Source organism: Nostoc sp. CMAA1605 (assembly GCF_021596505.1).
GTDB lineage: Bacteria > Cyanobacteriota > Cyanobacteriia > Cyanobacteriales > Nostocaceae > Trichormus.
Genome location: NZ_PJIZ01000094.1, coordinates 1 through 16,576, shown reverse-complemented (window position 1 = coordinate 16,576; position 16,576 = coordinate 1). Strand labels below are relative to the sequence as shown.

Here is a 16,576-nt window from a genome sequence, read left to right as displayed (position 1 = left end):
GTATTTTCACTGATATTATTACTAATCTTAATGATTAACTGATGAGACTGCGAGTTTATGCACAATAGCGTGTATGCCTTGCTTTAAAAAAGTTGAGAGTGCTTAAGTGTATACCCTTAAGCACTTCCAAGGAAAAGTAAGAATTTATGGTTTCGAGATTCTGGAATATTCTATGAATCTAGGCTTTTAATCCAAAATTGGTATGATGCCAACGAATTTGTTAAATTTTGAGTTTGCGTAACTGCTGTTTAATATTATTAAGTGTTTTTTGCCACTGATTTTGTTTAACTGGTGCAGGTATATTAGCCGCAGGTAACGCAGAATTAAGATTTCGGTAGTGTTCCCAAATTTCCCAGTAGGGACAACCTGGTTGAATGCGAATCCCTGCCCAATGGAGATATTGCAAAGGTTGATTAACTGTAGGATCAAATAAAATATTTCCTTGAGTTTGAAATTGCGGTGAACCCCCCCAATTACCAGGTGCTTTACCTGGTCTGCGAACAATATTAAATCGGCGAGGAATTCGCTTGAGCAACATATAATTGATAATTGGTTGATCAGAAGTCTTTTCAGAAAAATCAAAATACTCTGGATGAGCCGCACATTCACTAAAGGTTGTATACAAATCATCTTCGGAAATGATATTTTTTCTGGCACCCCAAAAACCACCATTAAAAATATCTTGAACTTCTATTTCAGTAAAAAGTTTTTCTGCTAATACTTTGGATGTAAAAACGTTTTTAATGCCACCTAAATGTTGATAATCGCAACAAATAAAATCTGAATCAGCTAAATAATTGAGATTATTAATGATTTTTTCAAAAACAACAATATCTGTATCAATATACAAGAATTCATCAAAAGGGCCGAACCAACAAGCCTGTTTACGGAATTGGTTGGGACGAGCAAAAAATTGATTGCCAAATAGTTCATGTAATTTGCGTGACAACCGGTCGATAAACTCTAAGTCTGCATAGAGTTGTACACCATAATGTTGATTGAGTAATTCTGCTATTTGATGGTAGTTATCATCATAAGGAATCATGATGATAGGTGTATCTTGGTCATGCAATCGGATACTATTGAGGAGTGCGATCGCCTGATCTATCACCTTGTCATTAGCAATGATATAAATTCCCCGGCTCATTATCTTCACCTCAATTTTTTAATCCTAATTTTCGTAAAATTTTTGTGCCTAAACTCGGCGGAGCGTTGTAAGCTTTGGGCTTAGTCGTAAATTGTGGACGCTGATTTGGCTCATGTAAATAGCGGTAATGTAAGAACTCCTCGCGGTAAGGAAATCCAACATTGTTTCCAGCGCACAATTGCTCAAAAAACCGAGATTTGACCCCAATATAATGCAAATAAGTTAGTCGCTTGCCTTGGTCATATAGGATATTATCTTGACTGATAAAATGGGTAGAGGTAACACAACAGCCTGTTTTCTGCTCTTCAGCTAGTTCGTAGCTCAGATTACAGTGAGAAATGCCTGAGCGCATAACCATATAATTCAAGACTGTTTGATCAGGAGCCATTGGATATAGTATTTCTGCTTCTCCCTGACGTAGCTTATCTAAAATCATCTCTTGATTTTGAGAGTTAAATACACCTTTTTTAGAACCATAAAAACCAGAACAAAATGCTTTAGTTTCTAATTCTGCATTAGTAAATATTTCGGCTAATTTAAGAGAAGATAAATCATAAACATGAGATAAATCTTTATACTGGAAATCATAAACTACCCAGTCATATTTATCTAAACGGGCGAAAATTTCATCTAAGGGACTCATCAATAAGGTGTCTGCATCCATGTAGACAAATTTATCAAAAGGCCCATCAAAAGCACAGTAACGACGATGAGTCCCCACCCGATAATATTTATCACCATTAACTTTTTGCCAATTAGCTTGCGCTGTGGGGTGAGTATCCCAAACACGGCGCACAAAGTCATCCCATTGCCGAATAGAGTCTTGATTATCGTATAGTTGTACATGAGGACGGCGGGCAATTTCGGCAGCAATTTGAGTTGTATTATCGTCGTAAGGATAGACACAAACAGGCATCGGCCGCCCATAAATTGCCTCTATACTATTGAGTAGAGCAATTAATTGGTCGTAAACTCGGTCATTAGCAAGGGTACAAATCCCATCCATAGAATTACTCCTTTCCTATGAGAATTTAGTGACAAATTCTGACAACCAATTAAGTAAATTCAGCTTATGTAAGATAATTTGTCTAGCCTCTGCGATCGCATCCTTAGCTGCATACCAAGCATCAGGAGTAGCAGTCACTTCTTGAATGTAGGCAATACCTTTTTCATCTAAACTAGGTAAGCGTAAAAAACTGCCTGGAGGTAACAATTTATCAGCAGCAGATCCTCCGTAATAAATTGGCAAACACCAAGCTAATAAAGCATCCCATAATTTTTCGCTGACATACCAACTATTTTCAGCATAATTTTCAATGGATAAGTTGTAATAATATGGAGCCATACCATACCACTTATTACCCAATTCACCCCTTGATTTGGCAGAAACAGGTAAATTACGCCCGTACAAATCAAATTTAATTTGATGATTTTGTAGTGATTCTAGAAATTGTAATCTTTGACGATGATTAGCAGTGCGATTAATGCCAGAAGTAATCCAACTACAAGGTGCGACTTTTTCAGGTACTGGCATTTCGTTTAATTCTTGAAATGAGTTGTTATGATACCAAATTGCCGGCATATAATCAGGTACAGGTGCAAAATCATCAGGGCCAGAAATATAGCCACAGTATTTAGTAGCCACTTGGTAATAGTGTTTATTTTTCTCCACAACTTCTTCTAAAGGAGGTTCGCGCAAAAGATAGATAATTCTTTCTTTAGGAACTCCTCTTAAGCGTGAACTAACGTCAACTGTTGGTTTCTGTAATTTTTTGCGTAACTTATCTATTAAAGATTGAGGCTGAGGTTTCCTCGGAAAATCATATTGATACATCAACAAAAAGTCTGGTTGGGGTGCTAATGCTTGCATTTGAATATTGCCCCAAAGACCAAATTGATGTGGAGTTTGTTGCCATAGCCAATCACCTCTTTGCTCAAGATTGCGATAGCTACTAATCATCCCAACGGTTTTTATATTCATTCGCTTGACGTTGAATAGGGAACGGGAAATTTTTCTAAATTGTCATGATAGGACGTAAAGGTTCTTCTACATAACTCAGGATTTTTTCGGCTCGATTTTCCCAAGAAAATTGATGAGCTAATTCGATATTATTGAGATAACCTGATATTTTTCTGGGATAAATTTCTAAGGCTTGTTGGATTGCTTGGGCAAGTTTTTGAGGATGATCAGGTTCACACCATACAGCCGACAAAGGCATATCTTTAAATGGCATTAAAGGCGTGATTTCTGTGATGACTATGGGTGTTCCTGAAGCCATGTATTGAAAAAATTTCACAGGATTTGTGAAGTCAGCAGACTTACCGGAACAGTGTGGATGCACTAAAATATCAGCAGCTTGAAATAAACTTACTAATCTTTGTCTGGGTAATATCCAGCCTAGAAACTTAACATTATCTACTTGTTTTTCTTTGGCTAGTTGTTGATACGCTGTAACTTGCTCTTCTTTGCCTCCTGTAATCGCAAACTGAATATGTGGTAATTCTTTGGCAGCATCTATTAAAACATCAATCCCCTTGAAAGGATATAAAGCTCCTGAATAAACTACAAGCTGTTGTCGTTCATTTTCTAGTAGCTGTTCGCGCCATTCTTCGGCTTGTTGTGGTTGTCTAAGTAAGAAAGATTGATCAAAGCCATTATGCAGCCAGACTACTTTTTCTGGCGGCATACCATATTCAATCAGGCTTTGTCTAATCGGTTCTGATTGAGTAATAGCAATTTGAAAAAACGGACTATGGACAATTTCTGCTGGGAATTTTTCTGATTGGAAATAATGCCGTTCGTAAATGGTGGGAATCTGGTTTTTTACTGCGGCTTTGGCAAAGTTCCAATCTCTGGTATGGACAATTTTTGTTTGGGGTAGTAAATGAAATGGCAAGTAATAACGCGTCAATACTGTCATGCTGGCGGTAAATTTTCCCCCAATACAATCAATTGGCCAAGGCATGGGTAATGTAGAAATTTTTAACTTTTCTTGGACATCGTAAAATTCTACAAAATCTTGCTCTGGGTGTCTGAGATGAAAAGGCGAAAATAGTTCCCCAGGATTGAATTTACCGCGTTGAGTATCTGGATAGACTAAAGCTGTATCATATCCAAGATTGGCGGCGGCGTTAGCACAAAGCACATCATGTATTTCGTGTGCTGTATCTGGTTTAAGTGATATGGTTCTACTAAAAAATAGATATTTATTTTTCATAGTAATTCTTAGGGTTAATTGTTATGTATTTTATTTTCAAAGTTTTCTAAGAAACTCAGTAGATTCATCCCTAAGTGCAGAGCTTCGTTGAGTGTTTGATAACGATTTTGTTGGGCTTCTAGATAATTTTCTGTGAGCGATCGCAGTGATACTAGTAAGGCGTTAAATTTGAGATTCAGTTCTTGAATTTTCTGTAAATGTCCCATCTGCACATGATCATCTTGATTGTGGGAGGAGGCGTTGGTGAGATAATGATTTTGTTGTTGGACTATATCCTCGAATATTTCTAGAGTATTGAGGATTTTAAAGGTGGATTTGTAGGAATCTTCAATTAATGCTTGGTCTTCTTGATTATTTTCCGTCATTTCGTCTAGTAACAGGTGCAGTACACCTATCATAGAGTTCAACTTATTCCGCAGTTCATGAGAAATTCGCAATAAGCTTTGATTGCTGTAGTTGCTAGTTTCAGGAACATTGCTAAACTGCATAGAATAAAGGCGTGCATAGTAACCGCCTTTTTGTAGGAGTTGTTCATGGGTTCCTACTTCTACTACCTGTCCTTGATCTAAGACTGCAATTTGATCAGCGTTCTGTACCGTAGAGAGACGGTGAGCAATTACTAAGGTAGTACGATCGCGGCTCAAATCATCTAATGCAGCTTGTACTAAACGTTCGGATACGGTATCTAAAGCACTGGTGGCTTCATCGAGAATCAGGATTTCTGGATTTTGCAATAAGGCGCGCGCAATTGCTAGCCTTTGTCTTTGTCCCCCAGATAACATCACACCGCGATCGCCAATCATGGTATCAAATCCTTGGGGTAACTTACTGATAAACTCGTAAGCATTAGCTCGCTTGGTGGCTGCGATGATTTCTGCTTCTGTAGCGTCTTGTCTGCCGTAGGCGATATTTTCTTTAACTGATTCATTAAACAAAAAAGTGTCTTGGCTGACAATACCCATACGCTTGCGCCAAGACTTGACATCAAAATCACGTAAATCTCTGCCGTCAACTGTTATACTGCCGGAGATGGGATCATAAAATCTGGGCAATAAATCCGCTAAGGTAGATTTACCCGCACCAGAACCACCCACCAAAGCTAAGGTTGTCCCACGGGGTAAGAATAAACTGACATCTTTTAAAACTGACTTGTCATGTCCTGGGTAGTTAAAGGACAAAGAGTTAAAATGTATACCCTTTTCTAGTTTTTCATAGATGACATCACCACTAGCCATAAATGGCTTGTTGTCACGACGTAAAAATTCCGAGACGATATTGACACTCGGTGCGCTATTAGCAAAAGTGTTGCGAATACTATTCAACTGAGATACTAGCGGTAACAATCGCAGCAAGACTAATAAATAAGTCAGTAGCACTGCTGATAAAGCATTGACTTGATCGGCAAATAGGACTCGGCTTAGAAATACAATCAGCAACAAAGCCGTAATCCCCATGACTTCACTGAGTGGTGCAATCACTTGGGAATTAGCTTGAGAGTCATAATCTGCTTGTTCGCGATCGCGAATTAGCTGTCTGATTCTGTTAAATTCTTTTTCTTCATTACCTGTAGCTTTGACTAACCGAATACCGTTTAATGTCTCTAATACTGCAATTGAGTACACTCTCGACATTTCACTGAGCATATGTCCGAACTTTTTCGCCCGAACCATAGCATACTGGTTGATCAGAGTTACAAAAGATAACAATATAGTAGATGCAATAGTTAACTGCCACGAAATTGATAACAGCAGTCCAATAAATACAAAAATTGTGATAACAGTAATAATTAATTTAATAACATTGCTAATTGAAGTAGCAGCCCGCCCCATTTCCCCGCCTAGACTATTTAATAGGTCTCCCACTCTCATTTTAGCAAAGTAGTCTAGGTCAACCTCTAACAGCACTTGCAATCCGGCTTCCCGGATGTCCGAAGTTAACTTTCTGGTAAAAGAACTAGAGGTTAAAGAACTAGCATAAGAGGCTAAATTTTTTAAACTAATCAGTGCGATAATCGCCAATGACATGACAAGTATGCGATAGTTCTCTTGTACACTGTCAAAGGGAATCATAATTGATTTGAGAATCGGCGGAGCATCACTTAAATCTATTTCCTGCCCCACTATCTTTAAAACGATCGGTACAATTAAAGTTGTACTGACCCCATTAAATAAAGCTCCAGAAAATCCCAATAATACTGTTAGAAAAATCCAGCCGGGATAAGGTTTAGCGAATTTGAATAATAGTTTTCTGGTAGACATTTGTTTTTATGTTTACATCCAACGTCATTTGTAACACTACTTTGTAATTTCTATATATTTCACTCTCCTCATTTTCAGTCATCAACAGTTATCCTCTTCATAACTGCATTTTTGCCGTCATGTAAAATAGTATACTCTTAATTAGCAATTGAGTAGGGGAGCAATCCGGGTGAAATAGGCAAAAACCTTGTGATCTCTAGTCTCTGTACTACCCTACAATTCCTAACTACAGCTTTGGATTCATAATTGTGCGATTAATGATTCTAAAGTTTCAGCCATCGCTGCTAAACTATACTTCTCTACACATCTTGCTCTGGCTCTTTCACCTCGTTCATTCGCTGAGTCTAAATCTTGAAATATTGATTGGATTTGCTGGGCTATTTGTTCTGGTGATGCCGGGTCAACTACATAACCTGTATCTGCTAAAATTTCTGTAATATCTCCCACGCGAGTTGATAATACAGGTTTAGCCATTGCCATCCCATCTGTCAACTTTAAAGGGAATTGCGCGCGCGAAGTTAATGTATCTCGTTGGGGAACCACGACGACATGAGCCGCAGCCACGATTTCTGGCATGGTATCCACAGGACATTTTGGTAGTTTAATAATCCAACGTCCCCATTTTTGAATTAGTTGCTCATCATAGTCATCGTAAGGACTACCACCAACAATCACCAGTCGCAAATCTGACTCATCTAACAAATCCAAAGCCATTAAAACATCTTCCACCCCCTTATGAGGGCGTGGTGCGCCTGGAAACATTAAAATGCGGTATGGAGTTAAACCATAACGCTCTCTACTAAATTCAGGATTATACTTGCTGGGATCAAACATGGCGGTGTCTTTCCCGTTAGGTACATAAACACCACCAAAACGTTTTTGCAAAAACTCCGTGTCTATGGTGATAGCATCCGCTTTTGGTACTAATTTTTCTATCCATCGAAGATACAAAGGATGGTCTGGAAACCTCAATGCACCATTAGGCTTAAAAATATCCCTGTACAATTGCTTTAAACCAGGACGATATTGCCATTCATCGCCACCATACCAACTCAGTTCCCAATCATCCATATCTAACATTAAAGGACGATTGCTAGTATATTTGTGCAGCAGAGATATACCAAAACTGGTCATTTTAGGCTTGACAGCGTAAACAATATCTCCCTTTAAGTTATTAACCAGCTTGTTAGCCGCAGTTAAAAACTTAGGATATTTTTCTCCTTGAATAGAAAATACCTCGACATTAGCTGGAGGAATAGCATATAAATCTTTACCAAATAAGAAACCGACGACTTCTATTTCATAATTAAGTTTGTGGAGGACTTGACCTAGTAAAAATGCTCTAATTGCACCGCCTCCAGACAAGTCACTGACGACTAGGGACACTTTTTTTTTCATGACTGTTTGCGTTGCTTCTCTAGACTAAATTACACCTGAATGATTGGCTCAATTCTAGCTGCTGAATTCCTGAAAGTTGATTATTTAAGTGTAAAGACGGAGAAAATCTTTTTAGAGCGTGGCCCCCTATAGTCTTCGTAAATGACAAAGTTAGGGATAAGTGCCGTATCCAGTATATTAGTCTCACAATTAAGGAATGATGAATAGCAATTTTATTGTGAGCTAAATAAAAGGGATGCTGCATTATATTCCGTAATATAGAGATTTTTTACACATATTTTGCATTTGTACCCGTATACTAAGGTACGTAGGTACGTAGCCTTATTTTAAGGCATAAAGAAAATTATGTGGACAAAATTACGGTCGTATATTACGGATATATAGGAATCCGACTTGATTATTGAAACGATTTGCGTAGGTAGGGAACAGGGAACAGGGAACAGGAAACAGGTAAGAAGGAACAAAAGTGTACGGATTTTTTTCAAAAATCAAATATGAGTCCTATATATCTCAAATAATATAGGACTTACGCAACGCCGATAATGTCATTGCGACCGAAATGAAGTGTAGGGAAGCAATCCCAGTATCAGGGGAGATTAGTTCGCTATCGCTCGTAATGACGGAGTTGTGTTATGTTTGCGTAAGTCCTGTAATACTTTGTCTGTTAGTCAATAAGTTTTAATTGTCCACTTTGAATATAGTCAAAAACCCGATTGATTTGACGGCGGGCTTCATCACTCATTGTATTATGACTAAATACTGTGGTGGTTAGTAAGTGATGATCTTGGCTACTCATTTTCCCTGATCTGATAATGCGGTCTACAATCTGTTTAGTGGTGATGTCTATGGAATTGGTAGTTTTGTGAGTAGAAAAGGGTGATTTGTTCATTGGGATGCAAGTCTAAAAATGAAATTTCGCGGTAAAATTCAACGTCTAAGTCAAGTACGTCATCGTAGGTTGAAAAAGCAAATAGCATACCCAATATCCACAATTTCAAATATTAATTTTTAGCTTTGTTTTATAAAGCTCAAGATAAATTTAACTTTATGTTGCTTTTTTTACATAGAGCAAAATCACTGATTAATCATCAAAATACTGATAATCTTTAACGGGATTGCGGTGTAACTACTGTTGCGGATTATGAAGATGAAACATCAATAAAAGTTATATTAAAGAAATGTCATGAATCTAACTTGTCATCAGTACAGGACTTCTCAGAAAAAATACCCAAAATTATGCCACGCCTATATGTAATCGAGGTATAGCCCATGCAAGTTATTCGCCTTGAGGCACTTTCAGACAACTATATATTCTTACTGTATGACGAGCAGAACAATGTAGCGGCTGTAGTTGATCCCGCAGAGGTTGAACCAGTCTTGAAGCAGCTAGCCCAATTGAATGCGGATTTAGTGGCTATTTTTAATACTCACCACCACCATGATCATGTCGGTGGTAATCAAAAGCTGATACAGAAGTTTCCACAGGTGAATGTTTACGGTGGTGCGGAAGATAAAGGCAGAATACCAGGACAGAGAGTGTTTTTACAACCAGGCGATCGCGTCCAATTTGCGAATCGAGTCGGTGAGGTAATTTTTGTTCCTGGACACACCCGCGCACACATTGCTTATTACTTCCCACCCCAAACCACCAACGAACCTGGAGAATTATTTTGTGGAGACACCTTATTTGCTGGTGGTTGCGGTCGTTTGTTTGAAGGAACACCAGCGCAAATGGTGGAATCATTGAGTAAACTCAGGTCTTTACCAGACCATACCCGTGTGTGGTGCGCCCATGAATACACATTAAAAAATTTACAATTTGCATTGACTATAGACGGTAATAATACTGATTTACAAAAACGGATTCATGAAGTGAAAACACAACGCGATCGCCAAGAAGCCACCGTACCGTCATGGTTAGGAGTAGAAAAGTTAACCAACCCCTTTTTACGTTGGGAGCAACCAGCACTACAACTCGCAGCTAATAGTAGTGACCCGATACAGACATTCGCACGGATTCGGGGAATGAAGGATATGTTTTAGTCAATAGTCAATAGTCAATAGTCAATAGTCAATAGTCAATATAGGAATCATATTTGATTTCTGAAAAGAACTAAGAGATAATACGGAGGGTGATATCTGTCTAACAGGGAACAATGATAAACCAGCATATACAAACCGCGATGCCTGGGGCGGGCGTAGCTATCGCAGAACTACAAAAATTTATAGATGATCGGCCAGATGCGCGTGAGGTGAGGAAAGCATTGGCAGTCAAACTGGTTTATCAAGGCTACAAATATGAGGAAATTCAAACAATTTTAGATGTGTCACTTGGTTCGATAACAAGCTGGAAACAAGCCTACGAAGAGTATGGAATTTCGGGACTGTGCCTGAACCACAAGGGAAGAAAAAGCTACTTAAGTGTTCAACAACGAGAAGAGGTCTTAAGTTGGTTGCAAACAAAGGAATGTTGGGAGCTTGGGGAACTTGAATATAAATTGGCTTTTGAATACGATGTAACTTATGAGTCAAAACGCAGCTATTATGACTTATTTGATGCAGCAGGAATTAGTTGGAAGAAAACTACAAAACTGAATCCAAAAGCCGAGCCGGAAGCTGTGGCAGTAAAAAAAAACAGATTGAGACATTGTTGGCAAGCCGCACAAAAGAAATAGAAGCAGGATTATTGAGAGTATTGTTGATAGATGAGTGTCATCTATTGTGGGGAGACTTGAGTGGGTATGTCTGGGGTAAAACTGACCAAGAAATAGCAGTTCCGGTTGTCAATGAACGAGACAAACAGACGTACTACGGAGCAGTTGACTATCTCAAAGGTGAATTACTTCTTAAAGCCTATGATGCAGGTAATTCAGACAATACGATTGATTATCTACGTTATTTATTAGACCAGTCACCTCACCAACAATTACTGATTTTTTGGGATGGTGCTTCTTACCATCGTTCCCATCTTGTCCAAGACTTTTTAACCGAGGTAAACCTTGGTTTACCTGAAGAACAATGGCAAATTCACTGCGTGCGTTTTGCTCCTAATTGCCCATCACAAAATCCGATTGAGGATATTTGGTTACAAGCTAAAACTTGGGTGCGGCGTTTCTGTGCTTTAATTCCTTCGTTTTCTCATCTCAAATGGATGTTCGAGTGGTTTATTCGACACACTACCTTTGATTTTGCCACCCTTCAAATGTACGGAGCTTTTTCAGAAATCAAATACTAGTCCTATAGCCCTCTTCTGTCACTTTCCGGGAGGGCAATCGCTAGAAGCCCTATGAGGCAATCAATACAAGCTATTCTATTAGAAAAAAGTTGGTCTTGTATTTGTTATTAGAAAATAATCGCGCAAACGCCTGTTATACAAAAGCTCTAGAATTCAGAAATGGCAAAACTTTTCGGAGAGTGACAGAACAGGGATAGTCATTAGTCAATAGTCATTAGTCAATAGTCATTACTCATTACTCAGCACTCACCACTCAGCACTCATTACTCAGCACTCACCACTCAGCACTTATTACTCATTACTCATTACTCATTACTCAGCACTCAGCACTCACCACTCAGCACTCACCACTCAGCACTTATTACTCAGGCTTATGGTAGTTTAAAGTAGCACCTGCGAAATATAACTTTACCTTCATGACTGGAGAGCATCACCTTGGGAATAGAACTACGCAGTTTCGTATTTCTCGACAGCCTGCAACCACAACACGCAGCATATATAGGAACAGTAGCCCCAGGTTTCCTACCATTACCAGGTGATACCTCACTATGGATTGAAATCTCTCCTGGTATTGAAATTAATAAAATTACAGATGTCGCCCTCAAAGCTGCTTCCGTGCGTCCGGGTGTGCAGGTGGTGGAAAGACTTTATGGACTATTGGAAGTACATTCTAGTTCTCAGGGAGAAACGCGCGCCGCCGGTCAAGCAATTTTAGCGATGCTGGGAGTCAAACGCGAGGAATGTCTTAAACCTCGTGTGATTTCTAGTCAAATTATCCGCAATATCGATGCTTACCAAGCACAACTGATCAACCGGACTCGCCGGGGACAACTGTTACTCGCAGGACAAACCCTATATGTTTTAGAAGTCGAACCTGCGGCGTATGCGGCTTTAGCTGCGAACGAAGCGGAAAAAGCGGCTGCAATTAATATTTTGGAAGTGCAAGCTGTGGGGAGTTTTGGCAGATTGTACTTGGGTGGACAAGAACGCGATATTCTAGCAGGTGCGGCTGGAGCAAAAGCAGCGATTGAAAGTGTAGCTGGAAGACTTTCCCAGAGCGATCGCCAGGAATGAAGGAGAGAAAATGAGACAATGGCAAATATAGAGCATCTAGGTTTATTGCAAGCTGGCGCAGTCCGATGGCTGGAGTGGAGAAACACTAATCCTCACATAGCACCAGACTTAAGCACCGCCGACTTACAAAAACATAACCTCAGAGGCGCGCACCTCCAGGGAGTTAACTTGAGCAAAGTCGATTTAAGCCATGCTTTGCTAGTACGCGCTGATTTGAGCCAAGCTAATCTCAATAGTGCCAATCTCCATCAAGCCAAACTCAGCGAAGCTAATTTAAGTGCGACGCAATTGAGTGTAGCCAATTTGAGCCAAGCCATCCTCACCCAAGCTAATTTGAGTCATAGCATCCTCATCGGCTCTAACTTAAGCGAGTCAGATTTCAGGGGTGCGACTTTGATAGCAGCTAATTTGATTGGTACTGACTTAAGTAATGCTAACTTGAGAGATGCCGATTTAGATGCCGCCCAGTTAAACCGCGCTCATCTTTGTTTTACCAATCTAATTGAGGCGAATTTAATCGGGACTAATTTAAGTGAAGCCAATTTATACGCCGCAGACTTAGTAGGAGCTTATCTTTACAAAGCTAATCTCGAAAAAGCCCAACTCTACAAAGCACATTTGAGCAGTGCATACTTATTTCGGGCTAATCTCACTGAAGCTGATTTAACTGGTGCTGATTTAGCATGGGCAAATCTCAAAGGTGCTAATTTAGCAGGTGCAAACCTCTCTAGTGCCAACCTCAGAGGTGTGAATCTGACTGGTGCAAATCTAACTGGTGTCAACTTTCAAAATGCAATTATGCCCGATGGTGTAAGACATGATTAGTCAATAGTCAACAGTCAACAGTTATTAGTAAGTAGGGGCGGGTTTTGTGAGATATTCATACTTAAAAAAAGATATCTTTGTTAAACCCGCCTGTACAACAAGTAGTTAACAGTTTGATATCAATTTTCCGGCGTGTTTCAGCCGTTTTGTTACCCCGTCATATCCCAATACGGTTCAGTTAAGAATAAATGTAGCGACTGTCTTGAAAGTCAAGACAGTCGCTACACGGTTTAAGGTTTTTGACGCTAACTGAACGGTATTGCGTCATATCCTCGTTACAACATTTAATTGCGTTAGCTTACCCCTCTGGGGAAGCAAGCTACGCGCAGCGTCTCGTAGAGAAGAGAAGTCCATAGCGAATTGATTTAAGATATTGGAATTTCAATCACAAATTCTGTACCTTTACCTAAAATAGAATTGCAACTCAGCTTACCATGATGAGTTTCTTCAACAATTTGCCTTGCTATAGCTAGTCCTAAACCTGTGCCTTTACCCACTGCTTTTGTAGTAAATAGATGATCAAAAATCTTGTTTCTAATTTCTTCACTCATCCCTTTAGCATTATCAGCAATCTGAATTTTTGCTTGGGAATTTTCTATTGATGTTGTAATTGCAATCCAGTTGGGATTAGCTTCAATGTCTCTAAAACTCCGCCCACTATTTAATTCTTCTAAGGCATCAATAGCATTGGCTAAAATATTCATAAATACCTGATTTAATTGCCCAGGAAAGCATTCTATTACAGCTAACTCACCATAGTTTGTGATGACTTTAATAGCTGGACGCTGTTCGTTAGCTTTTAGTCTGTGCTTGAGAATTAAAATTGTACTATCAATACCTTCATGAATATTAAAAGGTACTTTGTAATCTTTATCAATTCTGGAGAAAGTGCGTAAACTATTGCTGATATTGCAAATGCGATCGCAAGCCATTGTCATGGAGTCAATCATCTTGGGCAAGTCTTCTAAGCTATAATCTAAGTCAATATCTTCGGCATGATTGGTAATTTTTTTGCCTGGTTCTGGAAAGGTTTCTTGATATAGCTTTAAATGTTCCACAAGATCATTCAATGTGGGATTAGCTTGTTGTAGCGTAGCAGAGATAAAGCCTAAAGGATTATTCATTTCATGGGCTACTCCAGCAACTAAGTTACCTAATGCAGACATTTTCTCACTTTGCACGATTTGTAATTGTGCTGTTTGTAAATCTTGTAATGCTTGTTGTGCTTTTTGGTAAAGCTGAGAATTTTCGAGAGAAATTGCTGCTTGAGAAGAAAGTAAATTAATTACTTGTAGCCTTTCGTTGGTAAATACCCCACTTGTTAACTTATTTTCTAAATAGATAATCCCTAACAAATGCCCTTGTTTAATAATGGGTGTACACAACACACTTTGGGGTTGATGTTCTAGCATATAATCTGCAATCACACCAGGAATATTTGTTTGGCAATTGTTGATAATGAGAGTTTCTCGTGTATTCCTCACATAATTGATGAGTTTTTTAGGAACATCTTGACAAGTATCTAGTAGTTGTGGTTCTAGAATGGTTTTAACATCAATCTGAAAATTTGACTGGTGATCAATAAAGGTAATGGCGCGGACTTGCCATTGATTATTTTCAGGAAGAATAACTACAGATTTTTTCGCCCCAGAGTTTTCTAAAATGATGCGAGTCAACTGAGCAATTAATTCGTCTAATTCTAGAGAACTGGAAATGGCTTGAGCCGCTTTGAGGACTGACGTAAAATCTAGTACCTCGGAAAGACCGTTTTTAAAAGCACTAGTAGATGTAGAAGTTGACGTACTAATAATAGTAGGTATGGTTTCAAAGGCATTGAAACCGATTTTTTGTTGTTGCAGGATGGGTTGTAGTAGTTGTGGATAGCGTTTTTCTAAGTCGTCGGTTTTGGCTTTTGCACCCCAATGAGCATAGCAGTAATAAGCTTCCTGCATATAACCTGCGGCAACTTTTTCTTTACCCCATTCTAGATAGAATTTAGCTGCTAGTTCGTTGGCTAAGGCTTCTTCGTAACCATATTGATTGGTTTGAGCGTGGGTAATTGCTTGTTCATAAAGTTCTATTGCGTCGGTTTTTTCTTGATTTAATCGGGCTTTTTCTGCTTGGATGAGTAGACATTTGTGTAGGATATTTTCAGGACAAGCTTTTGCCCAACGATTTAAGCGTTCTTCTAGGGGAATCAGTGCTTGCCAATGGTGTTGACGCTGATAATTTTCAATAGCAGTTTCAAAGAGAGAAAGGTGCATTAATGCCACATAAAAAACACTGGAAGGGACTTTAGCATGACTGGAAACTGCATTTTCAATGATGCTCAAGTGGGGGATTAAATCAGGGTATGCGGCTGGATTTTCAAATAAATAGGCGTGGCGAATTTTAACGGAATAAAACCAAGCTAAGTGATAGGGTGCATTAGCGTATTTTTGCAAATACTGGGCTTCACTAAAGTTGTCGTCATCAAAGGTGAACGGTGTTTTGGTTAAACCTAAAAGTTGACGTATTGGTTGAATTACCCCGACTCGTAAAGCATCGAGGTTATCTAAACTTTTGATTTGTTCTAGAAAAGCAGCGTGATTTTTAGCGATCGCATACAAATCTTCTAAGTTTTTACCATAGGTGAGGCGATCTGAACCACTCTGCATCATCATAAAACCTACTGTCAGCCAGTTTCCGGCTTCCATTCCATATTTGTAGGCGTTTTCGTAGTATGTATCCGCCTCGCGGATAGGACAACTCCAGCTATGCACGTCAGCTGCAAACAGGAAATTCGTCATCCCGCGCACGTCAGCATTATCAAACTGTTCACAAAGCTGTACAGCCATTTCCCCAAACTGACAAGCTGTAGCTGCATCCTTGAGTACACCATTAGTAATTAAGCCATAGCCAACATAGCCAAAGGGAGACATATCGCTGTTACCATGCTGTAATGACAGTGTGGTCATCTTAGCGAGTGCTAGCAATGCTAAGGTGCTTTGACCATCAAGCCACGCAGCATAGAACAGAATTTGTAAAAATTCGTAGTATTTCTGCCATGCTGGAATCGGTCATTTTGGGCGCAGCGAGGATGGATGCAATGGTATGCTGCTCTAAAAAATTGCTGCACCGTGGCGATTTCTGCATCTAGACTGGCTTGGATAATCTCCGGTTCTGTGGGCATTGTCCACCCCAGCAATTGTAAACTTTGGCGTTGAATTGCGATCGCCTCAGCATTACGTCCCTGAAGCTGGTACTGAGTCATCTGCACGCGATAAATTACGGCTTTATCCAGGGGGAGTTTGTGCGTAGCTGAGAGTCTTAGCATACAAAGCTTCCGCTTGGTCAAAATGACTACACAGATAAGCAGCTTCGGCAGCATCCCGGTGCAAACTGTATATGAGTGTATAGTTGGTTTGCCAAACCTCTGGGG

Annotated in this window: 12 protein-coding genes and 1 pseudogene; 4 read left to right on the top strand and 9 right to left on the bottom strand. The window is 39.4% G+C overall.

Going from position 1 to position 16,576, the window contains the following annotated elements; all coding sequences use genetic code 11:
* Positions 1-220 precede the first annotated feature (220 nt).
* The 7 genes from CV014_RS24080 to CV014_RS24050 form a co-directional block, all read right to left on the bottom strand.
* On the bottom strand, positions 221-1,147 hold the full coding sequence (locus CV014_RS24080) for an Npun_R2821/Npun_R2822 family protein (protein WP_236144337.1): 927 nt from the start codon (positions 1,145-1,147) through the stop codon (positions 221-223).
* A gap of 10 nt (positions 1,148-1,157) precedes the next feature.
* Positions 1,158-2,153 carry an Npun_R2821/Npun_R2822 family protein gene (locus CV014_RS24075; protein ID WP_236144336.1) on the bottom strand — a complete coding sequence of 332 codons (996 nt, stop codon included), beginning with the start codon at positions 2,151-2,153 and terminating at the stop codon, positions 1,158-1,160.
* Between the two features lie 15 nt (positions 2,154-2,168).
* On the bottom strand, positions 2,169-3,128 hold the full coding sequence (locus CV014_RS24070) for a glycosyltransferase family 10 domain-containing protein (RefSeq protein WP_236144335.1): 960 nt from the start codon (positions 3,126-3,128) through the stop codon (positions 2,169-2,171).
* Between the two features lie 34 nt (positions 3,129-3,162).
* The gene (locus CV014_RS24065; protein ID WP_236144334.1) at positions 3,163-4,365 is read right to left on the bottom strand and encodes a glycosyltransferase; all 1,203 of its coding nucleotides are present in this window, start codon (positions 4,363-4,365) and stop codon (positions 3,163-3,165) included.
* A gap of 14 nt (positions 4,366-4,379) precedes the next feature.
* On the bottom strand, positions 4,380-6,623 hold the full coding sequence (locus tag CV014_RS24060; RefSeq protein WP_236144333.1) for an ATP-binding cassette domain-containing protein: 2,244 nt from the start codon (positions 6,621-6,623) through the stop codon (positions 4,380-4,382).
* A gap of 240 nt (positions 6,624-6,863) precedes the next feature.
* Positions 6,864-8,021 carry a glycosyltransferase family 4 protein gene (locus tag CV014_RS24055; protein WP_236144332.1) on the bottom strand — a complete coding sequence of 386 codons (1,158 nt, stop codon included), beginning with the start codon at positions 8,019-8,021 and terminating at the stop codon, positions 6,864-6,866.
* A 664-nt stretch (positions 8,022-8,685) separates the two neighbouring features.
* On the bottom strand, positions 8,686-8,910 hold the full coding sequence (locus tag CV014_RS24050) for a hypothetical protein (protein ID WP_236144331.1): 225 nt from the start codon (positions 8,908-8,910) through the stop codon (positions 8,686-8,688).
* A 380-nt stretch (positions 8,911-9,290) separates the two neighbouring features.
* Here CV014_RS24050 and gloB point away from each other — a divergent pair, with 380 nt between their 5' ends.
* From gloB to CV014_RS24030, 4 genes and pseudogenes are all read left to right on the top strand, one after another.
* Complete coding sequence (gene gloB / locus CV014_RS24045; protein ID WP_236144330.1) at positions 9,291-10,064, top strand: hydroxyacylglutathione hydrolase; 774 nt, start codon at positions 9,291-9,293, stop codon at positions 10,062-10,064.
* 158 nt (positions 10,065-10,222) lie between these two features.
* Positions 10,223-11,256, top strand: a pseudogene (locus CV014_RS24040) (IS630 family transposase); the annotation flags it as partial.
* 435 nt (positions 11,257-11,691) lie between these two features.
* Positions 11,692-12,330 (top strand): hypothetical protein, encoded by a 639-nt coding sequence (locus CV014_RS24035; protein ID WP_103139604.1) that lies wholly within the window; start codon positions 11,692-11,694, stop codon positions 12,328-12,330.
* Between the two features lie 18 nt (positions 12,331-12,348).
* Positions 12,349-13,155: a pentapeptide repeat-containing protein gene (locus CV014_RS24030; RefSeq protein WP_236144328.1), complete on the top strand. Its 807-nt coding sequence runs from the start codon at positions 12,349-12,351 to the stop codon at positions 13,153-13,155.
* 365 nt (positions 13,156-13,520) lie between these two features.
* Here the strand turns inward: CV014_RS24030 and CV014_RS24025 are convergent, their stop codons facing one another.
* Together CV014_RS24025 and CV014_RS24020 are read right to left on the bottom strand one after the other, a co-directional pair.
* Positions 13,521-16,112, bottom strand: a complete 2,592-nt coding sequence (locus tag CV014_RS24025) for a GAF domain-containing sensor histidine kinase (protein WP_236144327.1) — start codon at positions 16,110-16,112, stop codon at positions 13,521-13,523.
* 20 nt (positions 16,113-16,132) lie between these two features.
* Positions 16,133-16,471, bottom strand: a complete 339-nt coding sequence (locus tag CV014_RS24020) for a hypothetical protein (RefSeq protein WP_236144326.1) — start codon at positions 16,469-16,471, stop codon at positions 16,133-16,135.
* Positions 16,472-16,576 lie beyond the last annotated feature (105 nt).

Bases quoted from the DNA above. Each gene is read 5' to 3' on its own strand.
- CV014_RS24025 (WP_236144327.1), bottom strand. From the start codon at position 16,112: ATGACCACACTGTCATTACAGCATGGTAACAGCGATATGTCTCCCTTT.
- CV014_RS24020 (WP_236144326.1), bottom strand. From the start codon at position 16,471: ATGCTAAGACTCTCAGCTACGCACAAACTCCCCCTGGATAAAGCCGTA.
- CV014_RS24050 (WP_236144331.1), bottom strand. From the start codon at position 8,910: ATGAACAAATCACCCTTTTCTACTCACAAAACTACCAATTCCATAGAC.
- gloB (WP_236144330.1), top strand. From the start codon at position 9,291: ATGCAAGTTATTCGCCTTGAGGCACTTTCAGACAACTATATATTCTTA.
- CV014_RS24055 (WP_236144332.1), bottom strand. From the start codon at position 8,021: ATGAAAAAAAAAGTGTCCCTAGTCGTCAGTGACTTGTCTGGAGGCGGT.
- CV014_RS24070 (WP_236144335.1), bottom strand. From the start codon at position 3,128: ATGAATATAAAAACCGTTGGGATGATTAGTAGCTATCGCAATCTTGAG.
- CV014_RS24075 (WP_236144336.1), bottom strand. From the start codon at position 2,153: ATGGATGGGATTTGTACCCTTGCTAATGACCGAGTTTACGACCAATTA.
- CV014_RS24030 (WP_236144328.1), top strand. From the start codon at position 12,349: ATGGCAAATATAGAGCATCTAGGTTTATTGCAAGCTGGCGCAGTCCGA.
- CV014_RS24080 (WP_236144337.1), bottom strand. From the start codon at position 1,147: ATGAGCCGGGGAATTTATATCATTGCTAATGACAAGGTGATAGATCAG.
- CV014_RS24060 (WP_236144333.1), bottom strand. From the start codon at position 6,623: ATGTCTACCAGAAAACTATTATTCAAATTCGCTAAACCTTATCCCGGC.
- CV014_RS24065 (WP_236144334.1), bottom strand. From the start codon at position 4,365: ATGAAAAATAAATATCTATTTTTTAGTAGAACCATATCACTTAAACCA.